The organism is Rhodococcus sp. NPDC056516 (genome assembly GCF_042794655.1).
Classification (GTDB): Bacteria; Actinomycetota; Actinomycetes; order Mycobacteriales; family Mycobacteriaceae; genus Rhodococcus_F.
Map to the genome: position 1 here is coordinate 1,020,128 of NZ_JBHTTG010000001.1, position 24,122 is coordinate 1,044,249.

General features: G+C 63.5%; 25 protein-coding genes. 13 read left to right on the top strand and 12 right to left on the bottom strand.

Features of this window, described 5'->3' with window-relative positions; genetic code table 11:
- Window positions 1–29 precede the first annotated feature (29 nt).
- From purF to purM, 5 genes are all read left to right on the top strand, one after another.
- Window positions 30–1,607: an amidophosphoribosyltransferase gene (gene purF, locus ACFQ6Y_RS04945; RefSeq protein WP_003940541.1), complete on the top strand. Its 1,578-nt coding sequence runs from the start codon at window positions 30–32 to the stop codon at window positions 1,605–1,607.
- Window positions 1,608–1,783: 176 nt separating this feature from the next.
- Window positions 1,784–2,392, top strand: coding sequence for an AIM24 family protein (locus ACFQ6Y_RS04950; RefSeq protein WP_003940441.1), 609 nt, complete (start codon window positions 1,784–1,786; stop codon window positions 2,390–2,392).
- 3 nt (window positions 2,393–2,395) lie between these two features.
- A complete protein-coding gene (locus tag ACFQ6Y_RS04955) occupies window positions 2,396–3,073 on the top strand; it encodes an AIM24 family protein (protein WP_378629707.1) in 678 nt (225 codons plus the stop codon).
- Window positions 3,074–3,086: 13 nt separating this feature from the next.
- On the top strand, window positions 3,087–3,833 hold the full coding sequence (locus tag ACFQ6Y_RS04960) for an AIM24 family protein (RefSeq protein WP_003939813.1): 747 nt from the start codon (window positions 3,087–3,089) through the stop codon (window positions 3,831–3,833).
- Between the two features lie 207 nt (window positions 3,834–4,040).
- Window positions 4,041–5,120 carry a phosphoribosylformylglycinamidine cyclo-ligase gene (gene purM, locus ACFQ6Y_RS04965; RefSeq protein WP_003940225.1) on the top strand — a complete coding sequence of 360 codons (1,080 nt, stop codon included), beginning with the start codon at window positions 4,041–4,043 and terminating at the stop codon, window positions 5,118–5,120.
- A gap of 148 nt (window positions 5,121–5,268) precedes the next feature.
- On the opposite strand, the gene ACFQ6Y_RS04970 is transcribed toward purM, so the two are convergent.
- The 4 genes from ACFQ6Y_RS04970 to ACFQ6Y_RS04985 form a co-directional block, all read right to left on the bottom strand.
- Window positions 5,269–5,472, bottom strand: a complete 204-nt coding sequence (locus ACFQ6Y_RS04970; protein ID WP_003940337.1) for a DUF3073 domain-containing protein — start codon at window positions 5,470–5,472, stop codon at window positions 5,269–5,271.
- A gap of 202 nt (window positions 5,473–5,674) precedes the next feature.
- The gene (locus ACFQ6Y_RS04975; RefSeq protein WP_378629710.1) at window positions 5,675–6,628 is read right to left on the bottom strand and encodes an asparaginase; all 954 of its coding nucleotides are present in this window, start codon (window positions 6,626–6,628) and stop codon (window positions 5,675–5,677) included.
- Window positions 6,625–7,293 carry an MOSC domain-containing protein gene (locus ACFQ6Y_RS04980; protein WP_378446596.1) on the bottom strand — a complete coding sequence of 223 codons (669 nt, stop codon included), beginning with the start codon at window positions 7,291–7,293 and terminating at the stop codon, window positions 6,625–6,627. Before ACFQ6Y_RS04980 ends, ACFQ6Y_RS04975 begins: the two co-directional genes overlap by 4 nt.
- Window positions 7,290–8,411, bottom strand: coding sequence for a YgfZ/GcvT domain-containing protein (locus ACFQ6Y_RS04985; protein WP_378629713.1), 1,122 nt, complete (start codon window positions 8,409–8,411; stop codon window positions 7,290–7,292). The genes ACFQ6Y_RS04980 and ACFQ6Y_RS04985 overlap by 4 nt, the downstream gene beginning before the upstream one ends.
- A 79-nt stretch (window positions 8,412–8,490) precedes the next feature.
- Here ACFQ6Y_RS04985 and ACFQ6Y_RS04990 point away from each other — a divergent pair, with 79 nt between their 5' ends.
- The 5 genes from ACFQ6Y_RS04990 (at window position 8,491) to cydC (ending at window position 15,486) form a co-directional block, all read left to right on the top strand.
- Complete coding sequence (locus ACFQ6Y_RS04990; protein ID WP_378629716.1) at window positions 8,491–9,354, top strand: aminodeoxychorismate lyase; 864 nt, start codon at window positions 8,491–8,493, stop codon at window positions 9,352–9,354.
- A 154-nt stretch (window positions 9,355–9,508) separates the two neighbouring features.
- Window positions 9,509–11,008, top strand: coding sequence for a cytochrome ubiquinol oxidase subunit I (locus ACFQ6Y_RS04995; protein WP_020970618.1), 1,500 nt, complete (start codon window positions 9,509–9,511; stop codon window positions 11,006–11,008).
- 9 nt (window positions 11,009–11,017) lie between these two features.
- Window positions 11,018–12,061: a cytochrome d ubiquinol oxidase subunit II gene (cydB, locus tag ACFQ6Y_RS05000; protein WP_003939727.1), complete on the top strand. Its 1,044-nt coding sequence runs from the start codon at window positions 11,018–11,020 to the stop codon at window positions 12,059–12,061.
- A gap of 58 nt (window positions 12,062–12,119) precedes the next feature.
- Window positions 12,120–13,808, top strand: a complete 1,689-nt coding sequence (cydD, locus tag ACFQ6Y_RS05005) for a thiol reductant ABC exporter subunit CydD (protein WP_378629719.1) — start codon at window positions 12,120–12,122, stop codon at window positions 13,806–13,808.
- Entirely contained in the window at window positions 13,798–15,486 is a 1,689-nt protein-coding gene (gene cydC, locus ACFQ6Y_RS05010; protein WP_378629721.1) for a thiol reductant ABC exporter subunit CydC, read from the top strand. The genes cydD and cydC overlap by 11 nt, the downstream gene beginning before the upstream one ends.
- Before the next feature lie 233 nt (window positions 15,487–15,719).
- Here the strand turns inward: cydC and ACFQ6Y_RS05015 are convergent, their stop codons facing one another.
- From ACFQ6Y_RS05015 to ACFQ6Y_RS05050, 8 genes are all read right to left on the bottom strand, one after another.
- Window positions 15,720–16,760, bottom strand: a complete 1,041-nt coding sequence (locus tag ACFQ6Y_RS05015; protein WP_378629724.1) for a type IV toxin-antitoxin system AbiEi family antitoxin domain-containing protein — start codon at window positions 16,758–16,760, stop codon at window positions 15,720–15,722.
- A 143-nt stretch (window positions 16,761–16,903) separates the two neighbouring features.
- Window positions 16,904–17,509, bottom strand: a complete 606-nt coding sequence (locus ACFQ6Y_RS05020; protein ID WP_378532754.1) for an FABP family protein — start codon at window positions 17,507–17,509, stop codon at window positions 16,904–16,906.
- Window positions 17,510–17,800: 291 nt separating this feature from the next.
- Entirely contained in the window at window positions 17,801–18,106 is a 306-nt protein-coding gene (locus tag ACFQ6Y_RS05025; protein ID WP_378629726.1) for a DUF1416 domain-containing protein, read from the bottom strand.
- Window positions 18,107–18,108: 2 nt separating this feature from the next.
- Window positions 18,109–18,942 (bottom strand): sulfurtransferase, encoded by an 834-nt coding sequence (locus ACFQ6Y_RS05030; protein WP_003939859.1) that lies wholly within the window; start codon window positions 18,940–18,942, stop codon window positions 18,109–18,111.
- A gap of 74 nt (window positions 18,943–19,016) precedes the next feature.
- Complete coding sequence (locus ACFQ6Y_RS05035) at window positions 19,017–19,487, bottom strand: DUF4395 domain-containing protein (RefSeq protein ID WP_378629730.1); 471 nt, start codon at window positions 19,485–19,487, stop codon at window positions 19,017–19,019.
- Between the two features lie 131 nt (window positions 19,488–19,618).
- The gene (locus tag ACFQ6Y_RS05040) at window positions 19,619–19,705 is read right to left on the bottom strand and encodes a putative leader peptide (protein WP_350318872.1); all 87 of its coding nucleotides are present in this window, start codon (window positions 19,703–19,705) and stop codon (window positions 19,619–19,621) included.
- Window positions 19,706–19,715: 10 nt separating this feature from the next.
- The gene (locus ACFQ6Y_RS05045) at window positions 19,716–20,192 is read right to left on the bottom strand and encodes a thioredoxin family protein (RefSeq protein ID WP_378629733.1); all 477 of its coding nucleotides are present in this window, start codon (window positions 20,190–20,192) and stop codon (window positions 19,716–19,718) included.
- Window positions 20,189–20,968 carry an LmeA family phospholipid-binding protein gene (locus ACFQ6Y_RS05050; RefSeq protein WP_347874593.1) on the bottom strand — a complete coding sequence of 260 codons (780 nt, stop codon included), beginning with the start codon at window positions 20,966–20,968 and terminating at the stop codon, window positions 20,189–20,191. Before ACFQ6Y_RS05050 ends, ACFQ6Y_RS05045 begins: the two co-directional genes overlap by 4 nt.
- Window positions 20,969–21,109: 141 nt before the next feature.
- Between ACFQ6Y_RS05050 and ACFQ6Y_RS05055 the strand changes: the two genes are divergently transcribed.
- The 3 genes from ACFQ6Y_RS05055 to pstS all read left to right on the top strand — a co-directional run bounded on the left by ACFQ6Y_RS05055 (window position 21,110) and on the right by pstS (window position 24,075).
- The gene (locus tag ACFQ6Y_RS05055; RefSeq protein ID WP_003939728.1) at window positions 21,110–21,862 is read left to right on the top strand and encodes a response regulator transcription factor; all 753 of its coding nucleotides are present in this window, start codon (window positions 21,110–21,112) and stop codon (window positions 21,860–21,862) included.
- A 1-nt stretch (window position 21,863) separates the two neighbouring features.
- A complete protein-coding gene (mshD, locus tag ACFQ6Y_RS05060; protein WP_378629737.1) occupies window positions 21,864–22,763 on the top strand; it encodes a mycothiol synthase in 900 nt (299 codons plus the stop codon).
- Between the two features lie 193 nt (window positions 22,764–22,956).
- A complete protein-coding gene (gene pstS, locus ACFQ6Y_RS05065) occupies window positions 22,957–24,075 on the top strand; it encodes a phosphate ABC transporter substrate-binding protein PstS (RefSeq protein WP_378531989.1) in 1,119 nt (372 codons plus the stop codon).
- Window positions 24,076–24,122: the final 47 nt, after the last annotated feature.

Sequence of the window (24,122 nt, forward strand, 5' to 3'; positions counted from 1 at the left end):
CCAACCCCTGCCCACAAAGGGAGCGCCCGGTGACTCGTGCCGATCTGTCGGTCAACAGTCCAAATCTCCTCGCTTCGAACCCGTCCGACGAGGACGAGAACGAGCCCCGCGAAGAATGCGGTGTATTCGGCGTTTGGGCGCCGGGAGAGGATGTGGCGAAGCTCACTTATTACGGCCTGTACGCACTTCAGCACCGTGGTCAAGAAGCTGCCGGCATTGCGGTAGCCGACGGCTCCCAGGTGTTGGTGTTCAAGGATCTCGGCCTGGTCAGCCAGGTATTCGACGAGCAGACCCTCGCAGCGATGCCAGGTCACGTCGCCGTCGGACATTGCCGTTACTCCACCACCGGTTCCACGACGTGGGAGAACGCGCAGCCCATCTTCCGTACGACCACTGCCGGTACGGGCATCGCACTCGGCCACAACGGCAACCTGGTGAACACCGCTGAACTTGCGAGCCGCACCCGTGCGGCCGGCCTGGTCAACGACAAGCGCCCCAATGCCGCGACTTCCGACTCCGACCTCATCGGTGGTCTGCTGGCACACGCTGCCGGCGACAGCACCATCGAACAGGCCGCGATGGAATTGCTTCCCACGTTGGAGGGCGCGTTCTGCCTCACCTTCATGGACGAGCACACGCTGTACGCAGCGCGCGATCCGCACGGCATCCGCCCGCTCTGCCTCGGCCGTTTGGATCGCGGTTGGGTAGTCGCCAGCGAGACCGCAGCCCTCGACATCGTGGGTGCGTCGTTCGTCCGCGACATCGAACCCGGTGAGCTGCTCGCGATCGACGCCGACGGCGTTCGCTCCTCGCGTTTCGCGAATCCGACGCCGAAGGGTTGCGTCTTCGAGTACGTCTATCTTGCCCGTCCCGACAGCGTCATCGGCGGCCGTTCGGTCCACTCGACCCGCGTCGAGATCGGTCGCCTGCTGGCCAGCGAGCACCCCGCCGAAGGTGACCTGGTCATCCCCGTTCCCGAGTCCGGCACTCCCGCAGCCGTCGGGTACGCACAGGGCTCAGGCATCCCCTACGGCCAGGGTCTGATGAAGAACGCCTACGTGGGCCGTACCTTCATCCAGCCGTCGCAGACGATCCGTCAGCTCGGTATCAGGCTCAAGCTCAACCCGCTCAAGGAAGTCATCCGCGGCAAGCGCCTTGTGGTGGTGGACGATTCGATCGTCCGCGGCAACACTCAGCGTGCGCTCATCCGGATGCTCCGCGAAGCCGGCGCTCTCGAAATCCACGTCCGCATCGCCTCACCGCCGGTCAAGTGGCCTTGCTTCTACGGCATCGACTTCGCCTCACCGGCCGAGCTGATCGCCAACGGAGCGGGCGGGCAGGACGCGACGTTCGAGGAAATGCTCGACGGCGTGCGTCGCTCCATCGGTGCGGACACCCTCGGATACATCTCCACCGAAGGCATGATCGCCGCCACCGAGCAGCCGGCCAGCCGTCTGTGCGCCGCGTGCTTCGACGGGACCTACCCGATCGCGCTTCCCAAGGAAACGTCGATCGGCAAGAACGTCCTCGAGGGGATGCTCGAGAGCACCGCAGGTTCGACGGCCACTCGCGACAACGACAACGCGAGCGCGCTCAGCCGTCCCTGAACACCGAAAGCGCTGAACACCGAAAGCCTGAAATTCGACAGCCGAGAATCTGCCGTCCACAGCATGTGGGCGGCAGATTTTCTGTTCACGACTTTCTGTTCCACGACGCGATCTGTTCCACGGCACGGCATCCATCGTGAGCATCTGGCATAGTGCCCTCCGTGGCGCAACTGAGAATGGATGGGCACCGAGTACTGGTCGCAGACCTGGTGGGGGACACCATCAAAGCGATCAACGGCTCGATGGTGGCGTACGAGGGCGCGATCACCTTCAAGAACGCCGGTATGGGCGGTGGTGGCGGGCTGCGTGCCGCGCTGAAACAGAAGGCGGCAGGTGAATCACTGTCCCTGATGGAAGTCAGCGGTCAAGGCACCGTCTACTTCGCGGTCGACGCCCAGGACATCACGATTATCGAGCTTAACAACGACGCTTTGCACGTCGAAGCCTCACAATTGCTCGCATTGGTCGGCCAACTGCGAACCGACGTGAAATTTGCCGGTCTCCGCGGCGCAGGTTCCGGACAGGGCTTGTTCACGACGGTCGTCAGCGGCACCGGTCTGGTGGCCGTGCTGTCGAAGGGCGGGCCGATCATCGCGCTCGAAGTCAGCCCGCAGTATCCGCTGGTTGCCGATCCCGACGCCTTCGTCGCTCACCGCGGTCAGCTGAACCAGAGCTTCGTCACCGACGTCACCTGGCGCTCCGCGATCGGCGGTGGCAGCGGTGAAGCGTTCTCGCTGCGATTCGACGGATCCGGTGTCGTCTACATCCAGCCCGAGGAGCGCTGACCCATGCCGTTGGAATTGGTGAACAGCAAGGTCGTCAAGTCGACTCTTACACCGGGACAGAACGTGCTCGCCCGCACCGGGTCGATGCTCTACTACACCGGCGACGTCCGCTTCATCCCGCACAGCATGGGCGGTGGGCCCGGCGCCATGCCGAACATGGGCGGTATCGCCGGGATGGCCGGCCGCATGATGTCCGGCGAACACGCACGCATGATGGCCGCCGAGGGAAACGGTGAGGTCTTCTACGGGCACGCCGGTCTTTACGTCGAGGTCATCCACCTCGACGGTTCGTCGATGCTCACGGTCGAAGCCGACCGGCTCCTCGCACACGACGGTTACCTGCAGAGTTCGATAGTCGCTCTCACGTCGCAGGGCGGTGTGCGCGGAGCGGTACGCGGCGCCATGACCGGTCAAGGCCTGTTCACGACGCAGTTGCACGGACAGGGAAGCGTCGCGGTTCTCTCGCACGGGGGCGCGATTCCGTTGCAGGTCGGTCCCAACAACCCTCAGGTCGTCGTCGACCCGCAGGCGTACGTGTGCCACATCGGTCAGATCAACGTCGACATCTCCGCGAACGTCGGCTGGCGCGAGGCCGTCGGCAAGGGCTCGGGGGAGTCCATCCAGCTGAAGATGACCGGCGCCGGCACCGTCTGGGTCCAGGCGTCCGAGCAGAAGTTCTGAGAGGGCACAGAGCATGGGTATCGAAATTCACAATCCGGCAACTCTGCCCGCGAACGACAACGTCCCTGGCAACGACTACGCCTTCTGCGTCGAGATGGCCGGGCAGCCGTGGTTCACGTCCAAGGGCGCGATGATCGCGTACTACGGAAACATCAACTTCGAACCGCTCGGGCGCACGAGTATGACGGCGATCGTCGCGGCCAGGTTCTCTTCGCCGCTCTACGCGGACGACTGGGTGCTCGCCCAGGGACAGGGAAAGTTGATCCTCGGTGACCGCGGGTTCAACATCAATTCCTACGACCTCGACGACGGCAACCTCACGATTCGCGCGGCCAATCTCCTCGCCTTCGAGACGAGCCTGGACCTCAAACAGTCCATCGTCCCAGGCTTTTTGACGCTTCTGGGGACGGGCAAGTTCCTGGCGTCGTCCAACGGGCCGGTCATGTTCGCGGAGCCGCCGCTGCGTATCGACCCGCAGGCGTTGGTGGGTTGGGCTGACTGCCCGTCACCGTCCCACCACTTCGACGCCGACTGGATGCAGAGCTTCCTGGGTGCGGTTCGCGGAAGCATGTTCGGCGCGAACACCGGCGAAGAACGCCAGTTCGATTTCACCGGAGCCGGGACGGTACTGATCCAGTCGAGCGAGAAGGTCGTCCATGACGGACATCTCCTCAAACACATCGAATCCGAGACCGTCGCACTCGGGCAGAACAGTCTGCGCGCGCTGCACGCCTCGATCGGCGCGCGGCTGCAGAACTGACGTCTCGGGGTACGCGAGGTCTCACCGAGGGGGCCGGTCCGGTAGCGTATGGGCGTAATCGTCGGTATTTGTGTGCGCGCTCTGGGTCTCGAGTCGAACGATCCATCTCGCGTCACGAGGATTGCAAACACTTCACATTGCAAGACCACTTACCTGTGCACGAGCAATACGTGCTCGCGAGAAATACAAGGCTGGAGTAGTAACCCGATGACCGAGGACAGTCACCGCACCGCAGGCGCCTCCTACGCGGCAGCAGGAGTCGATATCGCCGCAGGCGACCGGGCGGTGGAACTCTTCGCCCCTCTGGCAAAGAAGGCCAGCCGCCCCGAGGTCATGGGTGGCCTCGGTGGTTTCGCCGGCTTGTTCTCCCTCAAGGGTGACTACAAGGAGCCGCTGCTCGCCGCATCGACCGACGGCGTCGGAACCAAGCTCGCTGTCGCCCAGGCGATGGACAAGCACGACACGGTCGGACTCGACCTCGTCGCCATGGTTGTCGACGACCTCGTCGTCTGTGGCGCTGAGCCGCTGTTCCTCCAGGACTACATCGCCGTCGGCCGGGTCATCCCCGAGCGTGTCGCGGAATTGGTCAGCGGTATCGCCGAGGGCTGCATCCAGGCCGGCTGCGCTCTCCTCGGTGGCGAGACCGCCGAGCACCCCGGCATCATGGCCGACGGTGACTACGACCTCTCCGCAACCGGCGTCGGTGTCGTCGAGGCCGAGAAGCTGCTCGGACCGGACCGCGTTCGCCCCGGCGACGTCGTCATCGCCATGGGTTCTTCGGGACTGCACTCCAACGGTTACTCGCTGGCCCGCAAGGTCCTGCTCGAGATCGACCGGATGAACCTGAGCGCACACGTCGACGAGTTCGGCCGCACGCTCGGTGAGGAACTGCTCGAGCCCACCAAGATCTACGCCAAGGACTGCCTGGCACTCGCTGCCGAGACCGACGTGCGCACCTTCTGCCACGTCACCGGTGGCGGCCTCGCCAACAACCTCGCGCGCGTCATGCCCAAGGGCCTGGTTGCCGAACTCGATCGCGGAACCTGGAGCCCCGCTCCGGTCTTCGCCATGATCGCGCAGCGCGGACGCGTCGAGCGCGCCGAGATGGAGCAGACCTTCAACATGGGCGTCGGCATGGTCGCCGTCGTCGCGCCCGAGGACGTCGACCGCGCGCTGGCCGTCCTCACCGCACGCCACATCGACTGCTGGACGCTCGGTAGCGTCAAGAAGGCGTCGGACGCCGCTGCAGAGCGTGCGTTCCTGGCCGGAGACCACCCGCGCTTCTGAACCGCAACGTCAACTGCCCCATCGGAGAGATCCGGTGGGGCAGTTTTGTTTCCGCGCAAGCAGGCGCGAGGCAGAAAATGGAACGCAAAAATGAGGAAGAGCGATCAGCTCTTCCTCATTTCACAGTCTGCGCGGTGGCAGTGCGCGGTCAACGCCGCCAGTCGTCGTAGTCGTCCTCTCGCGCATGCCCTTCCCTATCGGAAGTCTGGTCCGATCGGACACTGCTCCGATGCGAGTTGGTCGATCCACCTGCGAGCTCTCTTTGCAGGCTGTCGAAATCCGTGGTCGGTACGCTGTATTTCAATTCGCGTGCAACCTTGGTCTGCTTTGCCTTAGCCCGGCCGCGGCCCATGGCTGACCCCCTCGCGCTTTCGCGGGGCGGCCTGGGGAATTTGGCGGCCCCGTTTGAGTGTGTAAGTTTCCTGACACACACTCTAGCGTGGAAAAGTCGCTTCCGCTTCCACGAAGGCCTCACCGCCGTGTCTGATTGCTCTCACTATGGCCGCGAGCTGCCAGGATGCTGAAAGAACTCGTCAGAACTTTGTGAGAACTGCTCAGAAGTTTCCCGGAATTGCGCGAATCGTCCCCACTCGGGCGTCGCCGCCGAAGACCGGAGCGGACGCGAGGGCCGCCAACTCCTCGGTCCACTCCGTGTTCATACGCTTGAGCAGAGCTGCCGCCAAGGGCAGGAGCGCCCGCTCGTGACCGTCGTCGATCTTGAGGGCAAAAGCGGAACCGTCGGGAAGCGCTCCGGCGTAGATGCCGTCGTATCCGGTCTTGGAGAACAGACCCGGCACTGCGGACATCAGACGCTGATCGTTGCGGCCCGTGCCCGAGACGAGGAAGGGGTTCTCGCGGACCGCGTCGGCCACCGCTCGTTCGGGGGAGTCGGGCTCAGCCGAGGGCAGGCGTCCGAATGCCCGAGCCAGGTTCGTGAGCGAGAGCGGCACGATCGGGAGACCACAACCGTCGATGCCGAGTTCCTGTTCTTCCTCGCCACTGAGATCGAAGATCGTCTCCTGGATCGCTAGCTGCAGGGGATGAGTCGGCTCCATGTACGTCTCGAGCGGCCAGTCGTTCACGACGCACGTCGCGAGCATCGCGGAGTGCTTGCCCGAGCAGGTCATGTAGATAGGGCTGGGAAGCTCGCCCGCGGCGATCAGTTCGGCTCGGGCCAGTTCGTTGCCCGGGAGGTCGGACGGGCACTGCAATTGGTCGACGCCGAGTTGGTAGCGAGCGAGGAGCGCGGCGACCAGTTCGATGTGATCGGCCTCGCCCGCGTGTGAGGACGACGCGATGGCCAACTCTTCCGGGCTGGTGGGTGCAAAGCCGTTACGAAGCGCAGCGACGGCTTGCAGCGGCTTGTTCGCGGAGCGGGGGTAGATAGGTGTGTGAATTTCCCCGAGTCCGACAACGACCTCGCCGTCGGCGCCGAGAACGACGGCCGATCCGCGGTGCACGCATTCGCGGAATCCGGAGCGGACTACTTCCACCAATTCGATACTCACGAGTGCACCTGCGCTTCTGCTTGTTCGATGAACCTCTGGACACGCGCGGTGACGTTCGGTGCAAGATCGGTGTGTTCTGCGAGCAGCCGTCGAAGCCGCTCGGGGTCCGTTCCGGCGAAGACCTCGCGAACAGTCACTCCGTGATCCGGTACGTGGACTCGGGTGACCGAGTCGCCCGCGGCGATCGTGCCGGTCCGGTTGACGCGAAGATAGGCGCCGACGTCGGTCCGCTCGGTGAATCGCTTGACCCAGCCCTTCTCCGCGGCCCAGATGCCGAACGTGCCGCACGGGACGCGGGGAGCGGTCACCTCGAGTTCGAGAACGTCCGACGCCTCGGCTCCGGTGATGTGCCAACGCTCGCCGATCACGGCGTCCGTGACGAGCATCCCGCTGATGTGGAGATTCTCGCCGAACCATCCGGGGCCGAGAGGTCGGCCCAATTCGTCCGACCAACGCTGGGCTTCGTCGCGCTGATAGGCGTAGACAGCTTGGAAGGCGCCGCCGTGGAACTCGGTGTCGCAGACGTAGTCGCCGCCGAGTCCGAGTCGGCCGACAGCGACGCGGCCGTCGACGGGACGCTTGTCGATCGCGGTTCGCGGGACACGCCTGACGCCACTGTCACGTTCGGTGTGGAGGACGCAGACCGCGTCAACGGTGCCCGTCACTTTCCGCGCAATCGGTTGACAGCCTCACGTCCGGCCTGGGGTGCGTCGTCCGCGACGATCGATTCCGGATCGATGGACGCGGCGCTGGGTCCGGCCATGAGTTCGGTGTCGACCGGAATGTTGCGCTTGATCAGAGCGAGCGCGATGGGGCCGAGTTCGTGATGATTGACAACGGTGCCGACGCGTCCGACGGCTCGTCCGCCCGCCGTGACCGGGTCACCCGGTTCCGGGACGGCTTCGGCGCTGCCGTCGAGGTGCAACATGACGAGATGGCGCGGGGGCTTGCCGAGATTGTGAACCCGGGCGACGGTTTCCTGGCCGCGGTAGCAGCCCTTGTCGAGGTGGACGGCGCCGTGCTCGGCCGGCCCACCGATCCAGTGGACCTCGTGCGGGATCGTCCGATCGTCGGTGTCCAGTCCGAGGCGCGGCCTCGTCGCTTCGACGCGAAGTGCCTCGAAGGCCCAACTTCCGGCGGGCTTCGCGCCGGCATCGATCAGCTTGGTCCACCACGCCGCCAATTGCTCACGTGGGATGAGGAGATCGAAAGAGTTCTCGGTGGGCCACGGCATGCGGCGGACAAATCCGCCGTCGGCCAACGCGAGAGCGTCGTAGGCCTCGGTGGGTGTCTGAACCTCGAGTGCGGCGAGGACAGTGGACGCTTCGGGTCCGATCAGGCTCAGGACCGCGAGTTCGTTGCCGTCTCGGGGTTCGGCTTTGGACCAGAACACCATCTTCTTCAAGAAGGAGAGGAGGTCTGGTCCGCGGTCGGCCTCGGTGTCGATCCAGGTGACACCTGCCAGGTCTGTCTGCACGAAGTGGTGCTCGACCCGTCCGTTGACGTCCAGGCTCAGATTTTCGGCGCTCTTGCCGTCGGGGAGCGCGGCGATGTGCTGGCTCGAGATCGTGTGCAACCAGGTGAGGCGTTCGTCGCCGGGAATGGCGATCACGAATCTGTGACTGCGGTCGACCACCACTGCTGCGCGCTGCGCGGTTCGCTGTTCACCGAGGGGATCGCCGTAGTGCCATGCGACACCGATGTCGGCCGAACCGTCCGGTGCGGTGACCGCGCCGGGGGAAGTCAGAAGTGGGCTGTTGGGCACAAGAGCGTTGTCGACCACAAGACCAGTCTAGGAGTGTGGGCGGGATCGCGGTTACAGGGCGGCCCCGGCGGCTCGGCGGATCGTTAGGGTTGATGGCATGCCTGATCGCGTATTGGTGACTCTCGACCATGAGGTGCTCGATGCTGACGCACCGTTTTTGCACGCCGACGACCTGGCGGTGGTGCGCGGCGACGGAGTCTTCGAGACGCTGTTGGTGCGCGACGGTAGGGCGCGGGTGGTCGAGGGACATCTGAGTCGACTGGTTCTGAGCGCGCGGGCGCTGGGTCTGCCCGCCCCCGTTCTCGATGACTGGCGTCTGGCGATCGAGATGGCAGCCGAGGAGTGGGGGACAGAGAAGGAAGGCGCTCTTCGTCTTGTTCTGACCCGCGGCCGTGAGAGCGGTGACAAGCCGACAGCCTTCGTGATGGTCGGCCCGGTGGCTGATCGGGTCAGGCAGGTCCGTGAATCGGGGCTGTCGGTGATGACTCTCGAGCGAGGTTTCTCCGTCGATCTCTCTGCCCGGGCACCTTGGCAGCTACTGGGCGCGAAGACGTTGTCCTACGCAACCAACATGGCTGCGCTTCGATATGCGGCGAATTTGGGTGCTGACGATGTGATCTTCGTCAGTTCCGAGGGCAATGTGTTGGAGGGGCCACGCTCGACGGTGGTGATCGTACGGGACAGGACTTTGATCACACCTCCTCCTACACAGGGCATTTTGATGGGTACGACGCAGCGTGCTCTGTTCGACGTTGCCGGCAGTGCGCGCTTCGATTGCCGATACGAAACCCTCCGACCTGCGGATTTGATTGCGGCCGACGGAGTGTGGATGGTTTCGAGCGTCACGCTGGCCGCGCGCGTCCATACACTCGACGGGCTCGCATTGCCAGAGCCGAAGGTCTCCGAGGAATTCGCGGAATTGGTTGAACGTGCAATTGATTCGGATTCAGCAGGGCGATAGGCGAATAGGAATCGCGACAGGTCTCTACTACATTTGGTAGTAGCAAAGTCCTGCGGTCCAAACCGGACAGCAGTACCGTGTCCGCAGGGGCCGAGCGACTGCCCGCGTCTCGAACCCCGAAGCCTGTCCCAGGGCCCTACTCTCGGAGTAGCCAATGGATACTTTGGACGTCTCCAGGTGGCAGTTCGGTATCACTACCGTCTACCACTTCATCCTTGTTCCGCTGACCATCGGACTTGCACCGATGATCGCGATCATGCAGACGATGTGGGTGGTCACCAAAAAGGACCACTGGTATCGGCTCACCAAGTTTTTCGGCAAGCTTTTCCTCATCAACTTCGCACTCGGTGTAGCCACCGGCATCGTGCAGGAGTTCCAGTTCGGCATGAACTGGAGCGAGTACTCGCGATTCGTCGGTGACGTCTTCGGAGCTCCACTCGCATTGGAAGGCCTTGTCGCTTTCTTCATGGAGTCCGTCTTCATCGGACTCTGGATCTTCGGTTGGGGCAGGCTGCCCAAACTTGTACACCTGGCGTGCATTTGGCTCGTGGCGATCGGCGTCAACGCGTCGGCGTTCTTCATCATCGCGGCCAACTCGTTCATGCAGCATCCGGTCGGTGCGACGTACAACCCTGAGACGGGTCGTGCCGAGCTCACCAGTATCTGGGAGTTGTTGACCAACAACACCGCTCTCGCTGCCTTCCCGCACGCGGTTGCCGGCGCCTTCCTGACGGCGGCGACGTTTGTTGCCGGCATCAGTGGTTGGTGGATGGTGCGGAACATGCGCCGCGCCAAGCAGGCTGAGGCCGCCGAAGCCGAGCGCCTCGAAACCGATGCACGGACGATGTACCGCCCGGCAACACGATTCGCCTTGCTCGTCATGATCGTGGCCGGAATCGGCATCATCTACACCGGTGACGTCCAAGGCAAGCTCATGTTCCAGCAGCAGCCCATGAAGATGGCGTCGGCAGAATCGCTGTGCGACACCGAGATGGATCCGGATTTCTCGATCCTCACTATCGGCACTCACAACAACTGTGACAGCGTGACGCACGTTCTGAAGGTGCCGTTCGTTCTACCGTGGTTGGCCGAGGGCAAGTTCACCGGCGTCGAACTGCAAGGCGTGAACCAACTGCAGGAGCAGGCCGAACAAGACTTCGGACCGGGCAACTACCGACCGAATCTCTTTGTCACGTACTGGTCTTTCCGCGCCATGATCGGCCTTGCCGCCGGTTCGGCCGCACTGGCCCTCGCGGGACTGTGGGTCACCCGCAAGGGGCGAGTCCCGGACCAGAAGTGGTTCGGAATCCTCAGCCTCGTCGCGATTCCCACTCCGTTCATGGCGAACAGTGCCGGCTGGATCTTCACCGAGATGGGCCGTCAGCCCTGGGTGGTGCATCCCAACCCGACCGGCGTCGACATGATCAGACTCACTGTCGACCAAGGTGTTTCGGACCACGCGTCGGCTACCGTCTGGGCTTCGCTGATCACCTTCACCCTCCTGTACGGAGCGCTGGGTGTCGTCTGGTTCAAGCTGATCGTGCGATACGCGAAGGAAGGCCCGTTGGAGCACGACATGCATCCGCCGGGCGATACAGATCATGACGAGCCGGAAGATCCGGACAAGCCCAAACAACTGTCGTTCGCGTACTAGGAGGCGATCATGGGACTTCAAGAAGTATGGTTCGTGCTCGTCGCAGTACTGTTCATCGGTTACTTCGTCCTCGAAGGGTTCGACTTCGGTGTCGGAATGCTCATGCCGATCGTCGGCAGAGGCAGTGACCTCCCGGCCGATACGCGTCGACGGGTGGCGCTCAACACGATCGGCCCGGTGTGGGACGGCAACGAAGTGTGGCTGATCACGGCCGGTGGCGCGATGTTCGCGGCATTCCCGGAGTGGTACGCGACGTTGTTCTCCGGGTTCTATCTACCGCTGCTGATCATCCTGGTGGCCTTGATCGTTCGGATCTGCGCCATCGAATGGCGGAGCAAGATCGACGACGACAAATGGCGTCAGCGTTGCGACTGGGGCATCATCTTCGGCTCCTGGGTCCCGGCAGTTCTCTGGGGCGTGGCTTTCGCGAACATCGTTCGGGGCGTGGCGATCAACGCCGACAAGCAGGTCGAGTCGGGATTCTTCGATCTGCTCAATCCTTACGCACTGCTCGGCGGTCTGACCACCGCGCTGGTGTTCGCTCTCCACGGCGCTGTGTTCCTGGCGCTCAAGAGTGCCGACGAGGTTCGTGAAGATGCCGTGAAAATTGCTGCACGGCTGGCAATTCCAGCTATTCCGGTCGCCGGCGGATTCGTCCTGTGGACGCAACTCGCCTACGGCAAGGGATGGACGTGGATTCTGGTAGCCGCCGCTGCTGCCGCTCTGATCGGCGTCGTCTTCCTGACGCGGGCCGAGCGCGAAGGCTGGGCCTTCGTTCTCACTTGTGTGGCCGTCATCGCCACTGTCGTGCTGCTGTTCGCCTCGCTGTTCCCGAACGTCATGCCGTCGACGCTTGATCCGGCATACAGCCTGACCATCGAGAACGCGTCGTCGAGTCCGTACACGCTCAAGGTGATGACGTGGGCCGCGGCATTCATGACGCCGGTGGTGATCATCTACCAGGGTTGGACGTACTGGGTGTTCCGTCAACGCATCTCCTCCAAGCAGATTCCGGCGTCGATCGGCCTGCGATTCAAGGAGAAGACGTGGTAGCGGCAAACCCGCAATCACACAAGATTCGAATCACGAAAGAACTGACGGTCGAATTCACGTGACTATCGAAGTAGGCGACGCTCCCACCACTCGGGAGCGTCGCCGGGGGCCGATCGACCCGCGGCTGTGGCGACATTCCGCTTCTGCGCGCGGCTATCTGATCCTGACTGTTGCTCTGTCGATGGTGAACGTCGTGATGGTCATCGTCGCGGCGCTCATGATCGGCCGGGTGCTGGCCGGAGTGATCACCACTCGAACTGTGGATGTTTCCTCGTGGACAACCGAATTGGTTGTCCTAGGCGCAGCTGTAGCGGTCCGAGTTCTGGGGACCTGGCTGCAGACCAGGTATGCGCACCGGGCATCGACTCGCGTGGTTGCCGAGATCAAGAACGGCGTGCTGACGTCGGCGACGGCGATGAGTCCTCGCGATCTCGATCCTCGGCGCGACGAGATCGCGACCGTGCTCACCCGCGGTGTCGACGGTCTTGGTCCGTACCTGACGGGATACCTTCCGGCTCTGGTCTTGTCGTTGACGCTGACACCCATCACCCTGATAGTCATTGCGGTGCAGGACATGACGTCTGCGGTCATCATCTTCGTGACGCTGCCGCTGATCCCCATCTTCATGATTCTGATCGGCTTGCTGACAAAGGGTAAGTCGGAGAAGACGCTGGCAGCGATGACCACGTTGTCTTCGCAACTGCTCGATCTGCTTGCCGGTTTGCCGACGCTTCGGGCGCTCGGTCGTCAGCAAGGTCCTGCCGAGCGCGTCCGTGAACTCGGTGACGCTCATCGGCGAACGACGATGTCAGCCCTCCGCGTCGCGTTTCTGTCCTCGATGGTGTTGGAACTGCTCGCAACACTCTGCGTTGCATTGGTGGCCGTGAGCATCGGCCTGCGACTGGTGTACGGGGACATGACACTCGAGCCGGGGATAGTCGCGCTGATCCTCGCGCCCGAGGTGTACCTGCCGCTCCGAATGGTGGGAACCCAGTTCCATGCCGCCGAGGACGGAATGGCCGCAGCCGACAAGGCATTCGAGGTTATCGAGGCCGATTCTGCCGCGCCGGAGGGTGGTTGGACGACTGTAGTCGCTCGCGGCGCCGACATCGTCTTCGACGGCCTCGGTGTGGCCTCTCGTGGGGGAGTCGCGCCGTCTGAACTGTCCGCCGTTGCGTCGCCAGGGAAGATCACGGTGCTCACCGGTCCCAACGGTTCCGGCAAGTCGACGGCAGTGCACACGCTACTCGGGTTGATCGAACCGAGCAGTGGGCGCGTGACCGTCGCCGGCGTCGATGTCCGAGACCTGGACGAGCACGCGTGGTGGAGTCAGTTGGCCTGGCTACCGCAACATCCGGTCCTCCTGCCCGGCACCATTCGCGAGAACCTCGATCTCAACGGGGCTGTCGAGTCGCAGGCGTTGGCTCGAGCTGCGGCCGCGACGGGATTCGACGCGGTACTGGCCGAGCTGCCTGCGGGCGTCGAGACCGTGATCGGCGTCGGCGGCACTGGTCTGTCGTTGGGGCAGCGGCAGCGCCTGGCCCTGACACGCGTCCTCGCCTCCGACCGCGCGGTTCTTGTCCTGGACGAACCCACCGCTCACCTCGACTCCGATTCGGAAGGGACAGTGTTGGCTTCTCTGAGAGCACGAGCGGAGCGCGGCGACACCGTGGTCGTGATCGGCCACCGTCCGAGTGTGCTCGTCGCGGCTGACCGGATCGTCGAGGTACACGCTCATGAGAAGTGATACTCACGATCCGCTCCTGCGTGCTCTGCGGCTACTGGAACTTCGACCCCGACGCGTACTGACGGCGGTAGCGGCGGGCGTCGCAACACTCGGCAGTGCACTCGCCTTGGCCGCACTGTCCGCGTGGTTGATCACGCGGGCCTGGGAGATGCCTCCCGTTCTCGACCTCAGTGTTGCGGTGGTTGCCGTACGCGCATTGGGAATCTCGCGTGGTGTCTTCCGCTATCTCGAGCGATTGACGACGCACGACGTCGCGTTGCGCGGAACCACCGCAGCGCGGTCGAGGATCTACGAGCAGTTGGCAGCGGGAGATCCCGCGGCCGCCGCCGGACTACGACGCGGTGACCTGCTCTCACGTACCGGCGCCGATGTGGACGCGTTGGGCGACGTCGTCGTCAAAGCGCTGATCCCGATTGCGGTTTCGATTGTCCTCGCGTTCGCTGCGGTGGGAATCTTGTTGTTCATCTCAGTTCCGGCCGCGCTCATTCTCGCTGTTGCGCTGGCGGTGTCCGGGATCGCGGCACCCTGGCTGTCGGCTCGTGCTGCTCGACTCGCCGAAGCCGACAGTTCTTCTGCCGCAGCTCGATTCAGCGAGTCTGCGGTGACTGCCCTCGACCATTCTGCCGAGCTTCGGGTATCGGGCCGCTTGGATCAAGCAGTGAGCGAGGCGGTCTCCGCCGAGAACGAGGTGGTCGACGCGACCGATCGTGCGGCGGTACCGAGTGCCTTTGCCGCCGCCGCGACGCCACTCGCAATCGGCGTGAGCGTCCTCGGGGCTCTTCTGATCGGAATCGCGCTCTACGGAACCACCGACATGTCACCGATGTCCATGGGAATCCTTGTACTGCTTCCCCTGTCGGCTTTCGAGGGAACCGCGATACTGCCCAGCGCAGCGGTGGCATTGACCAAGGCGCGGCTGGCGTCGGCGCGCATCATGGCGGTTCTCGATCGCGCAGCCGAGGAGCACGTCGAAGGCGACCGTGCGTGGCCGGAGGACGGGGTCCTGAGTGCGCACGCGTTGCGGGCGGGTTGGCCCGGGGGGAAGGTGACCGAACCGCTGTCGGTGGATCTTCCTCGCGGTGCTCGTGTTGCCGTCATCGGCGAGAGTGGATCGGGAAAGACCACTGCGCTGATGACGATGGCGGGACTGCTGCCGCCCGTCGTGGGAACAGTTCGTGTTGACTCGGTGGACGTTTCGGATATCGTTCCGGCCGAGCTGCGTCGGCACGTGGGGTACTTCGCCGAGGACGCACACCTCTTCGAGACGTCGGTACTCGAGAACCTGCGCGTTGCACGCGGTGACCTCACAGTCGAGGACGCGGAGAAAGCACTTGCTGCAGTTGGTCTCGGCGATTGGCTGGCGGAACTGCCGGACGGGCTCGACACCTACCTGGTCGGCGGTATGCGAGCGGTTTCGGGCGGTGAGCGTCGTCGGTTGCTGTTGGCACGCGCGATCGTCTCGCCCGCGGAGGTACTGCTGCTCGACGAGCCGACCGAGCACATGGACGCGGAGGCAGGCGCTCAGTTGCTTCGGGAGTTACTCGATCGCGACGGAATGCTGGTCGATTCTTCGCGAACGGTTGTTGTCGTCACTCACCAACTTCCGGCCGGTACTGGAGCTGACCAGGTGATATGCGTCGGTAAAGTTTCTGTGGAAAATACGTTGCCGTCATCGTGAAGTGGGCGTACTTTCTCCAGTACACAAGGAAGGAGGTGGTCTGAAATTGAAGTACAGACGGACGCGTGAGGTGGCTGCCAGCTAGCCGCAATCGCTGACGGAATTCACTTACCGCGCGAGCGGCCGGCGAATCCCAGGCAGCCACCCGACCCCCGAGCCCCCGATCAGTCCGACCGGGATCCGCGTGAAAGCGTGGGTGTGGCTCGGGGGTCGCTTCGTGCTGTGCGCCTTTGTTAACCCCCGGCGGTTAATAAAGGCGCACAGCGTGGACAAGGATTAGGCCCCCACCATCCACCGCGCTCGAGGACCGCTCTGACCTCGGCTGCAGTTCGGCACGAGGCTCCCTCCACCTCTTCCCAACCGAAGACCAGTGTGGCGTTGCCTGACAGTTCGGATGCGTTTCCTCGCCGACGATCACGCAGTGCAGTCGCCCGAGAAGAGTGGAAGGCAAATCCGTCGAGTCGAACGATCAGTGCGACACCGCAATTGCGGTAGTCGACGTCCTCGTAGAGAGTTCTGCCGTCAACGAGGACCGGCGATTGCCGTCGTGCTTCCGGCAAACCGTGTGCGCGCTCGACTTCGATTGCGTAGCGATGTTCGAGTACTGACTGGACGCCGCGATCCAAGGGGTCCAGTGTCGAGGACAGCGCTTTGACATATCGCCTCGGCCGGCGGCACTCCATTCGGGTGCGTAGTTCCATCTGCGACACCTTGCACGCCGTGGCCGAGCGGACCAGAGAACGAGCGGCGTCGCGAGCTGACGGCTCTGCCACCGCCAGGTCAATTGCGGTGTCGGCCAGCGACGTGCGAGCAGGCTGAGTGGCAACCCCGATATAGGCTTGAGCGCGCGAACGATGAACGATCACTCCGGGATGGGCAGTGGACCACCCCAACGGAACGGGGCGCGTCGGGGAGCGTTCAGGTCTGAACGTCGGATTCTGACAGCGCGAGGATCGGCCGTATCGGACCGTGATGTGGACCGGCAGTTCGGACTCGATGTGTGTGAGTCCCCACTCTTCGGCAGCAGTCCGGTGACTCAGATATGTTTCACCGCCGCCGAACAGAAGTGCAGCTTCGAGAATCATTGCTCGGTTGAGTGGGCCGTTGGTACTGGATTGAACACCGTGGAGGACGGTCGTCCATTGACCCGATTCGACCAGATGTTGGATGCGCCGCGGCGAATAGCCGAAAGGGCGCAGTTGTTTATTGGTCGCGAGTCCGTGTTGGAAGTCGAAGAGTCTTCGGAGATCAGGATCGATGTAGTCGCAGCTCATGCGAATACCGTGAGATCGCAGTCCGACAGGAATCGGCCGAAGATGCCGCTGGAAGCCCGCCTGTGGAATTTGGCGGTGCCTGTGGATAAATCTGCTGTGCGCCTTTATTAACCGCCGGGGGTTAATAAAGGCGCACAGCAGGACTAGCCGATATAGCGCGTCAGCCGCGCCGATAGACGCGGTTCCAGGCCGCCGTCAGACATGATGCGCTCTTCGACATACGCGAGGTCGCCGCCTTCGACGATGCCGTATAGACGCTTCGCGCCGCCGTACAGTGCACCGGACTGGCTGCGGATCACCACGTCGGTGGCAAGTTCCCACGATGCCTGGGTGAGTGCGCGCCCATAATACATTTCGACGACGCCGGAGCTGTGGCTGAGCAGGAGTTCGACGACTTCCTGGTTGACGCTGCCGGGGATGCCGTCGCCGCCCATGCGCCAGTAACCGCTCTCGCGCAGATCGGGGCTCACGTACTCGCCCTCGGCGTCGAGACGCCAGGACCGGGACTCCCAATTGAGGTAGGGGCCACCGTCGTGAGAGATGACGATCTGCTGACCGAAGGCGTAGTCGCCGGTCTCGTCGTGCCCTTCGCCTTCGCCGCGCCAGACGCCGACGAGGGGGAGTAGTGCGAGGAGTTCGGGATTGATGTCCGGGCCGAGGCGCAGGTTTGCGGTGTCCTCGGGCAACGGAAGGTCCGGCAGGGTCGGAATGTTGAGCGACGCCGTCGACTTGGAGCGCTCGACGGCGATGGCGACAGCTTCGTCCCCGCTGCCGCGCCTGACGGCACCTGCAGCGGCGGAATCGTCAGCGGTTGCGTCGGACCCTGAATCCGGAGCCTGGCTCACGACTCGTCGGTGACCAAGCGGTACACGACGTACACGGAGAACCAAGCGATCATGACGGATGCGAGTGCGAGGAGTACCTCGAAGAAAATGACCACGGGTACATCTTAGACCGCGGCGACCGACCGGAAAAATCGGGCGCCGGAATGCAGAAGGCCCCGCACCGAAGGGGTGCGGGGCCGCCTGAGAAAGCAGGAATTACTTGCTGACGGTCACGTCCACGTTGTGCACGCCCGAGCCCTCGGGAGCGACGGTGGAGGTGCCGTTGCCCGAGCTGGACAGCGCACGCACAGTCCACTCGCCCGGAGCGGCGAAGAAGCGGAAATCGCCGGTTCCCGACGCCACGACCTCGGCTGTGAACTCTCCGGAGCTGTCGAGCAGACGCACGAATGCGCCGCCGATGGGCTGGCCGTCAGCTGCGAGGACGCGGCCGGTGATGACCGTTTCCTTCTCGACGTCGACGCCGGCAGGCAGGGTCTGGCCCTGGGTAGGTGCTCCACACATGATCAGGCTCCCAATTCGATCGGTGCGCCGACGAGTGAGCCGTATTCGACCCAGCTGCCGTCGTAGTTCTTGACGTTGTTCTTGCCGAGGATCTCCTGCAGGACGAACCAGGTGTGGCTCGAACGCTCGCCGATGCGGCAGTAGGCGATCGTTTCCTTGGTGTCGTCGAAGCCCTTCTCCGCGTACAGCTTGGCGAGGTCGTCGTCCGACTTGAAAGTGCCGTCCTCGTTGGCGGTGGTGCTCCACGGGATGTTGATGGCGCCGGGGACGTGGCCGCGCTGCTGTGCCTGCTCCTGCGGAAGGTGCGCGGGGGCGAGGATCTTGCCGGAGAACTCGTCAGGGCTGCGAACGTCGACGAGGTTCTTGCTGCCGATGGCGTCGATGACCTCGTCGCGGAATGCGCGGATCGAGAAGTCGGGGGTCTCGGCCTTGTACTGCGTGGCTTCGCGGTTGACGGCATCCTTGGAGAGCGGGCGTCCGTCGAGTTCCCACTTCTTGCGGCCGCCGTCGATCAGCTTGATGTCCTGGTGGCCGTACAGCTTGAAGTACCAGTACGCGTATGCGGCGAACCAGTTGTTGTTGCCACCGTAGAGAACGACGGTGTCGTCGTTCGCAATGCCCTTGGCGGACAGCAGATCCGAGAACTGCTCCTGGTTCAGGAAGTCGCGTCGGACGCCGTCCTGGAGGTCCTTGCGCCAGTCGAGCTTGACTGCACCCTCGATGTGGCCGCCGTCGTATGCGCTGGTGTCCTCGTCCACCTCGACAAAAACGGTCTTGGGGGTGTTGAGGTTCTGCTCAGCCCAGTCAGCGGAGACTAGGACGTCGGAGCGAGCCATGGTGTTCCTTTCGATGTGGTCTTGCATCGGTCGATATCTAGCAGGGGTTCAGCAGGGTTGTGTGGCAAGCGCTTTCACGCGGGGGTAGCGCGGCCGGTATTTCGCAGCCTTGCGACGAGTGGGTAGATCTGGCAGCCGAGGCAGATGCCGAACGCGGCGTTGAGTAGGGCCGCGAACAAGGCGAAGCCGGTCGCAACGGTGCCGACGATGGTCGACCCGGCCAGGAAACCGACCGTGCCGGCGAGTGCGAAGACGAAGCCGACGAACTGCGCGAAGCGAAGTGGCGCTACGGGTTCGCGTTCGCTGACCGGCGAGATTCGCGGCGCGACGAGCTTGCCGAAGATCTGGCCGTACGGGCTGCGCTTGGGGCCGAGTACCGCTCCGACCGCGAAGACGATCGCCTGCAGGGCGAGAAGCACTGTGGCGGCGGGCAGTGAGAAGGTCGAGAGGATGAGCGTGAGTACGAGAACGCCGGTGGTGACCCACGCGGCGAATCGAGGTCCGCGGACGTCGACCTGCTCGAGCTGGGGTGTGGTTGTGGACATCGGGAGTGCTCCTGCGCTGGATTGCATGATGCTGTGCCTGGACCGAGAAAACGGGACGTCAAAGTCCCACTCGGTGGATTGATCACGTGAGCGAAAGCTCGAAGGTCAGAGAGATCTGACGGATGTGGTGATCAGCAACAGGTACAGCAACAGCCCCCGAGGCGGCACAGGTCTACTGCGCGGCGTCGGGTGAGCATCAGCTCGTGGCGGGTTTGCACGTCGGCGAGTTTACCCCGAATTCTCGGATTTTGGCTCGTGGGGTCCGGATAGTGGTACGAGCGCAGCTTTCAGGTCGGCTGCGGACGGCACTCCTGACACTCGGAACTGTTCGTCGAGTCCACCGTCGAGGATGAAGGTGGTGGGTAGGGACAGGACGCTCATTTCGCGTGCCAGGGCCGGTTCCTTGTCGATGTCGAGTTCGATCTCCACCGGCGGACGGGGAGCGTCGGCCATCGAAACCACGACCTGGCCGACGACGCGCCGTACTGCTGCACACGGTCCGCACCAGTCGGCGGAGAAATGCAGTACGACGGGTCCGCCGTTCGGCGATGCGACTCCGGCGGCGCTCAGCAGTTCGAGGCGGCTGTCGGTGGTGCCGGCTGCGGACGTGGTGGTGGCTCGGACCGCTCCGTTGCGCGACTTGAGAAAGAGCCCGACCGCGACGACGGCTACGAGCGCGACCAGCAGAATTGTGATCCCGGTCATCGGTTCTGCAGCTCTGCGAGATCGATCGTCGTGTTTTCGGCGCTGCCTTCGATCACGATTCTTCCGCCTTCCGCGTAGACCAGGCTCGGTTGGATTCCGTAGGGGAGTGCCTGCGGATCGATCGTGTAGCTGAACAATCCGAGGACTACGGGTTCGAGTGCTGCGGGGATCGAGAAATCGGCTTTGCCCTCAGGACCGAAGTACAGGTTGCTGGCGACGATCTTGACCTGCCCACCTTCCAGAACCAGGTTGGCCTGCACGCTCACGGCAGTCTCGACCGGGCCGACGGCAACCGTTCCGGTGAGCACGACGGCGCCCGCAGTGCTGGCGCCCGTTCCGCCGCTGCCCCCGGTGCCGTCCGACTTGTTGGCCGGCGGCGAAGATACCTGCAGGTCAGGGATGTTGAGCAGCTTTCCGAGATCGGTGGCGTTGATTCCCATCCGGCCGTCGAGTTTGTCGACGGGGAGCTGGGTGACGTTGCCGTTCACGATGTCGGAGAAGGGCACGGTGACCCCGCGCAGGTTTGCCTCGACGGTCACTTCGCCGACCACGTCGCTCTGGACGCCGGTGGCTCTGACGTAGACGTCCTTGTACTTCCCACCGAGTGCCTGGGTGAGGAAGGGGAACCCGTTGAAGGTGACCTCGGGGTCCGCCTCGAGTGACGCGCCGGTTCGGAGCTCGCGGGAAACCCGGTACTCGGCGTACGCGGCAGCGCCGAAATCGGCCACCAGTCCGAGGCCGAGGAGGAAGACGATGCCGATGATCAGTTTGCGCACCGCACCATTGTGACGGACTCCGGTCGGGGTTCGATGCGACGGCCCCGGTACCAGGCACGCTAATGTAGTGACCGACCAAAAGCGTCGAACTACTCGAGCGTTGCCCTCGCGGGTTGCGCGGGCTACTAGATAGGAGGCCGTGTGGAACTGCTCCTCCTCACCTCCGACCCCAACCCGGAAGCTGTACTACCGGCGTTGGCGTTGCTGGCGCACTCGGTTCGGCCTGCCCCCACAGAGGTTTCCTCGCTTCTCGAAGCGAGTTCCGCGGACGTGGCGTTGGTAGATGCGCGCACCGATCTTGCTGCCGCGCGCGGTTTGTGTCGACTGCTCGGAAGCACGGGATCTGCAGTACCTGTGGTCGCCGTACTCACCGAAGGCGGACTCGTCGCAGTCAATGCCGACTGGGGGCTGGACGACATCCTGCTTCCCGGTACCGGTCCGGCGGAGGTGGACGCCCGATTGCGGTTGTTGGTCGCCCGCAGCGGCGGTGTGGCCAGTCCGGAAGCGTCGGGAAAGATCACGCTGGGCGAATTGGTTATCGACGAGGGGACGTACACGGCACGACTGCGTGGACGGCCCCTTGATTTGACTTACAAGGAATTCGAGCTGCTCAAGTACCTTGCGCAGCACGCCGGGCGTGTATTCACCCGTGCGCAGTTGTTGCAGGAAGTGTGGGGTTACGACTTCTTCGGTGGCACCAGGACGGTTGACGTCCACGTGCGTCGTCTGCGGGCGAAACTCGGCACCGAATACGAGTCCTTGATCGGTACAGTCCGAAATGTCGGATACAAGGCAGTGCGTCCGACCAGGGCCAAGGGCGGCGCAGCAGCTCCCGTTCAGTTCGAGGACGACGAAGACGTCGACTACGACGCGGCCGACGGTTCGGTGGTCTGACGTGGGTTGGACCGATTCGCTGCCGGCCGGATCCGCCGAGCAGGTTTCCGCGCTGCTCGATCGCGCGACCGAATTCGACGGCAAGGCGCCGGTCTCGGAGCAGGGGCGACAAGCCGTTGCCGGACGAGGTGCAGCACGACACTTCCTCGAATTCGACGGCGATGCCGTCGTCGGTTACGCACAGCTGCAAGCCGGTTCGGACGAGCATCCTGACATGGCGGAGTTGGTGGTCGACCCGCAGGCACGGCGCCGCGGCATCGGAACCAGGCTTGCCGCAGCGGTATTCGACGAGGGTCGTTCAGGCACACGCGTCTGGGCGCACGGAAACATAGACGCTGCAGTGGAATTCGCCAAGAGTCTCGATCTGGTCAGTGTGCGTGAGCTCCTCCAGTTGCGTCGACCTCTCGATGCTCCGCAGCTTCCGGAAATCGTTGTGCCCGAAGGTATAACGATGCGGACGTATCGCGGACCCGACGACGATTCCGAGATCCTTCGCGTCAATAATGCGGCGTTCTCCTGGCATCCCGAGCAGGGAGGCTGGACCCAGTCGGAGATCGACGAGAGAACGGCCGAAGGGTGGTTCGATCCCGCCGGTCTGTTCATGGCGTTCGCGGACACCGATCCCGAAACTCTTCTCGGCTTTCACTGGACCAAGGTGCACGCACCCGAAGGCGATGATCCGGAGCTGGGGGAGGTGTACGTCGTGGGCATCGATCCTGCGGCGCAGGGACGCGGCCTCGGCCGAGTGCTGACCCTCGCGGGCATGCATTACCTGCGTGATCGTGGCCTCGGAACCGTCCTTCTGTACGTCGAAGGCGACAACACTGCCGCCCTGCACACGTACGAGCGTCTCGGCTTCGATCGGTTCCACGTGGACATGGCTTACGCCCGCGCGCGCTGACGTCACAGTCGAACACGCAGAAATGTCTGGTCTGTTCATTCTCCGTTAACCATGTGTGGTCCAACCGGACACCGCGCCCGCCTACTTTTCTCTGTGGGCAGCGCCGTGTTGCCTGATGCAGATTTCAATCATTTTGCATCTCATGTCGCCGCCCGATCGTGGGCGTGGCGGTAGCGATTTCCGGAGGATCTTGGTGAATCTCAAGCGCAGTGGTGCCCTGCTCGGTGTAGTGGCCGTGGGCGCCATGACCTTGGCCGCATGTGGCAGCGACAACAACTCGTCGTCGACGGGTGTGGACGCGTCCTCATCGAAGGCAACGTGCGAAGGCAAGAGCAACCTCTCTGCCGCTGGTTCCTCGGCACAGAAGAACGCCATGGACCAATTCGTCGCCACCTACATCTCCGTATGCCAGGAAAAGGGCAAGACGGTCAACGTCGCCTACAACCCCAGCGGTTCGGGTGACGGACGTACACAGTTCATCGCCAAGCAGATCGACTTCGCGGGCTCCGACTCGGCCATCAAGGACGAGCAGGCCGACAAGGCCAAGGAGCGTTGCGTCGGCGGCGAAGCCTGGAACCTTCCCCTCGTCTTCGGCCCCATCGCAGTTGCATACAACCTCGACGGCGTCGACAAGCTCGTTCTCAACGCAGAGGTTCTCGCGAAGATCTTCAACGGTGGCATCACGAACTGGAACGATCCGGCAATCGCCGCGCTGAACTCCGGGGCAAAGCTTCCTGACGAGAAGATCACCGCCGTGATCCGCTCCGATTCCTCGGGCACCACGGATAACTTCCAGAAGTACCTCGACGCAGCGTCGAACGGTGCTTGGACTTCGGGTGCGGGCTCCGACTTCACCGGTGGCGTCGGTGAGGGCGCCAAGGGTTCGGCCGGAGTAGCACAGGCAGTATCCACCGCACCGGGTTCGATCACCTACGTCGAGAAGTCGTTCGCGGATCAGAACAAGCTCTCGGTTGCCGAGATCAACACGGGCTCCGAGGCAGTCGCACTGACCAACGATTCGGCTTCCAAGTCGATCGCCGGTGCCAAGTTCAAGTCCGACGCCACCGGCGACCTGACGCTCGACCTCGCGTCGATCTTCAAGACCAACGAAGCCGGCGCGTACCCGCTCGTGCTCGCCACCTACTCGATCGTGTGCTCCAAGGGCTACGACGCCGACACCTCCGCAGCTGTGAAGTCGTTCCTGACCAGCGCAGCAAACGAGGGACAGGCCAACCTGGCCGAGCAGGGCTACGTTCCGCTGCCCTCGAACGTCCAGGATCGACTCAACGCATCCATCTCGGCAATCAGCTGAGCTGACCTGCGGACTCGTGCGGACAAGCCCATGGATCTACATTCAGA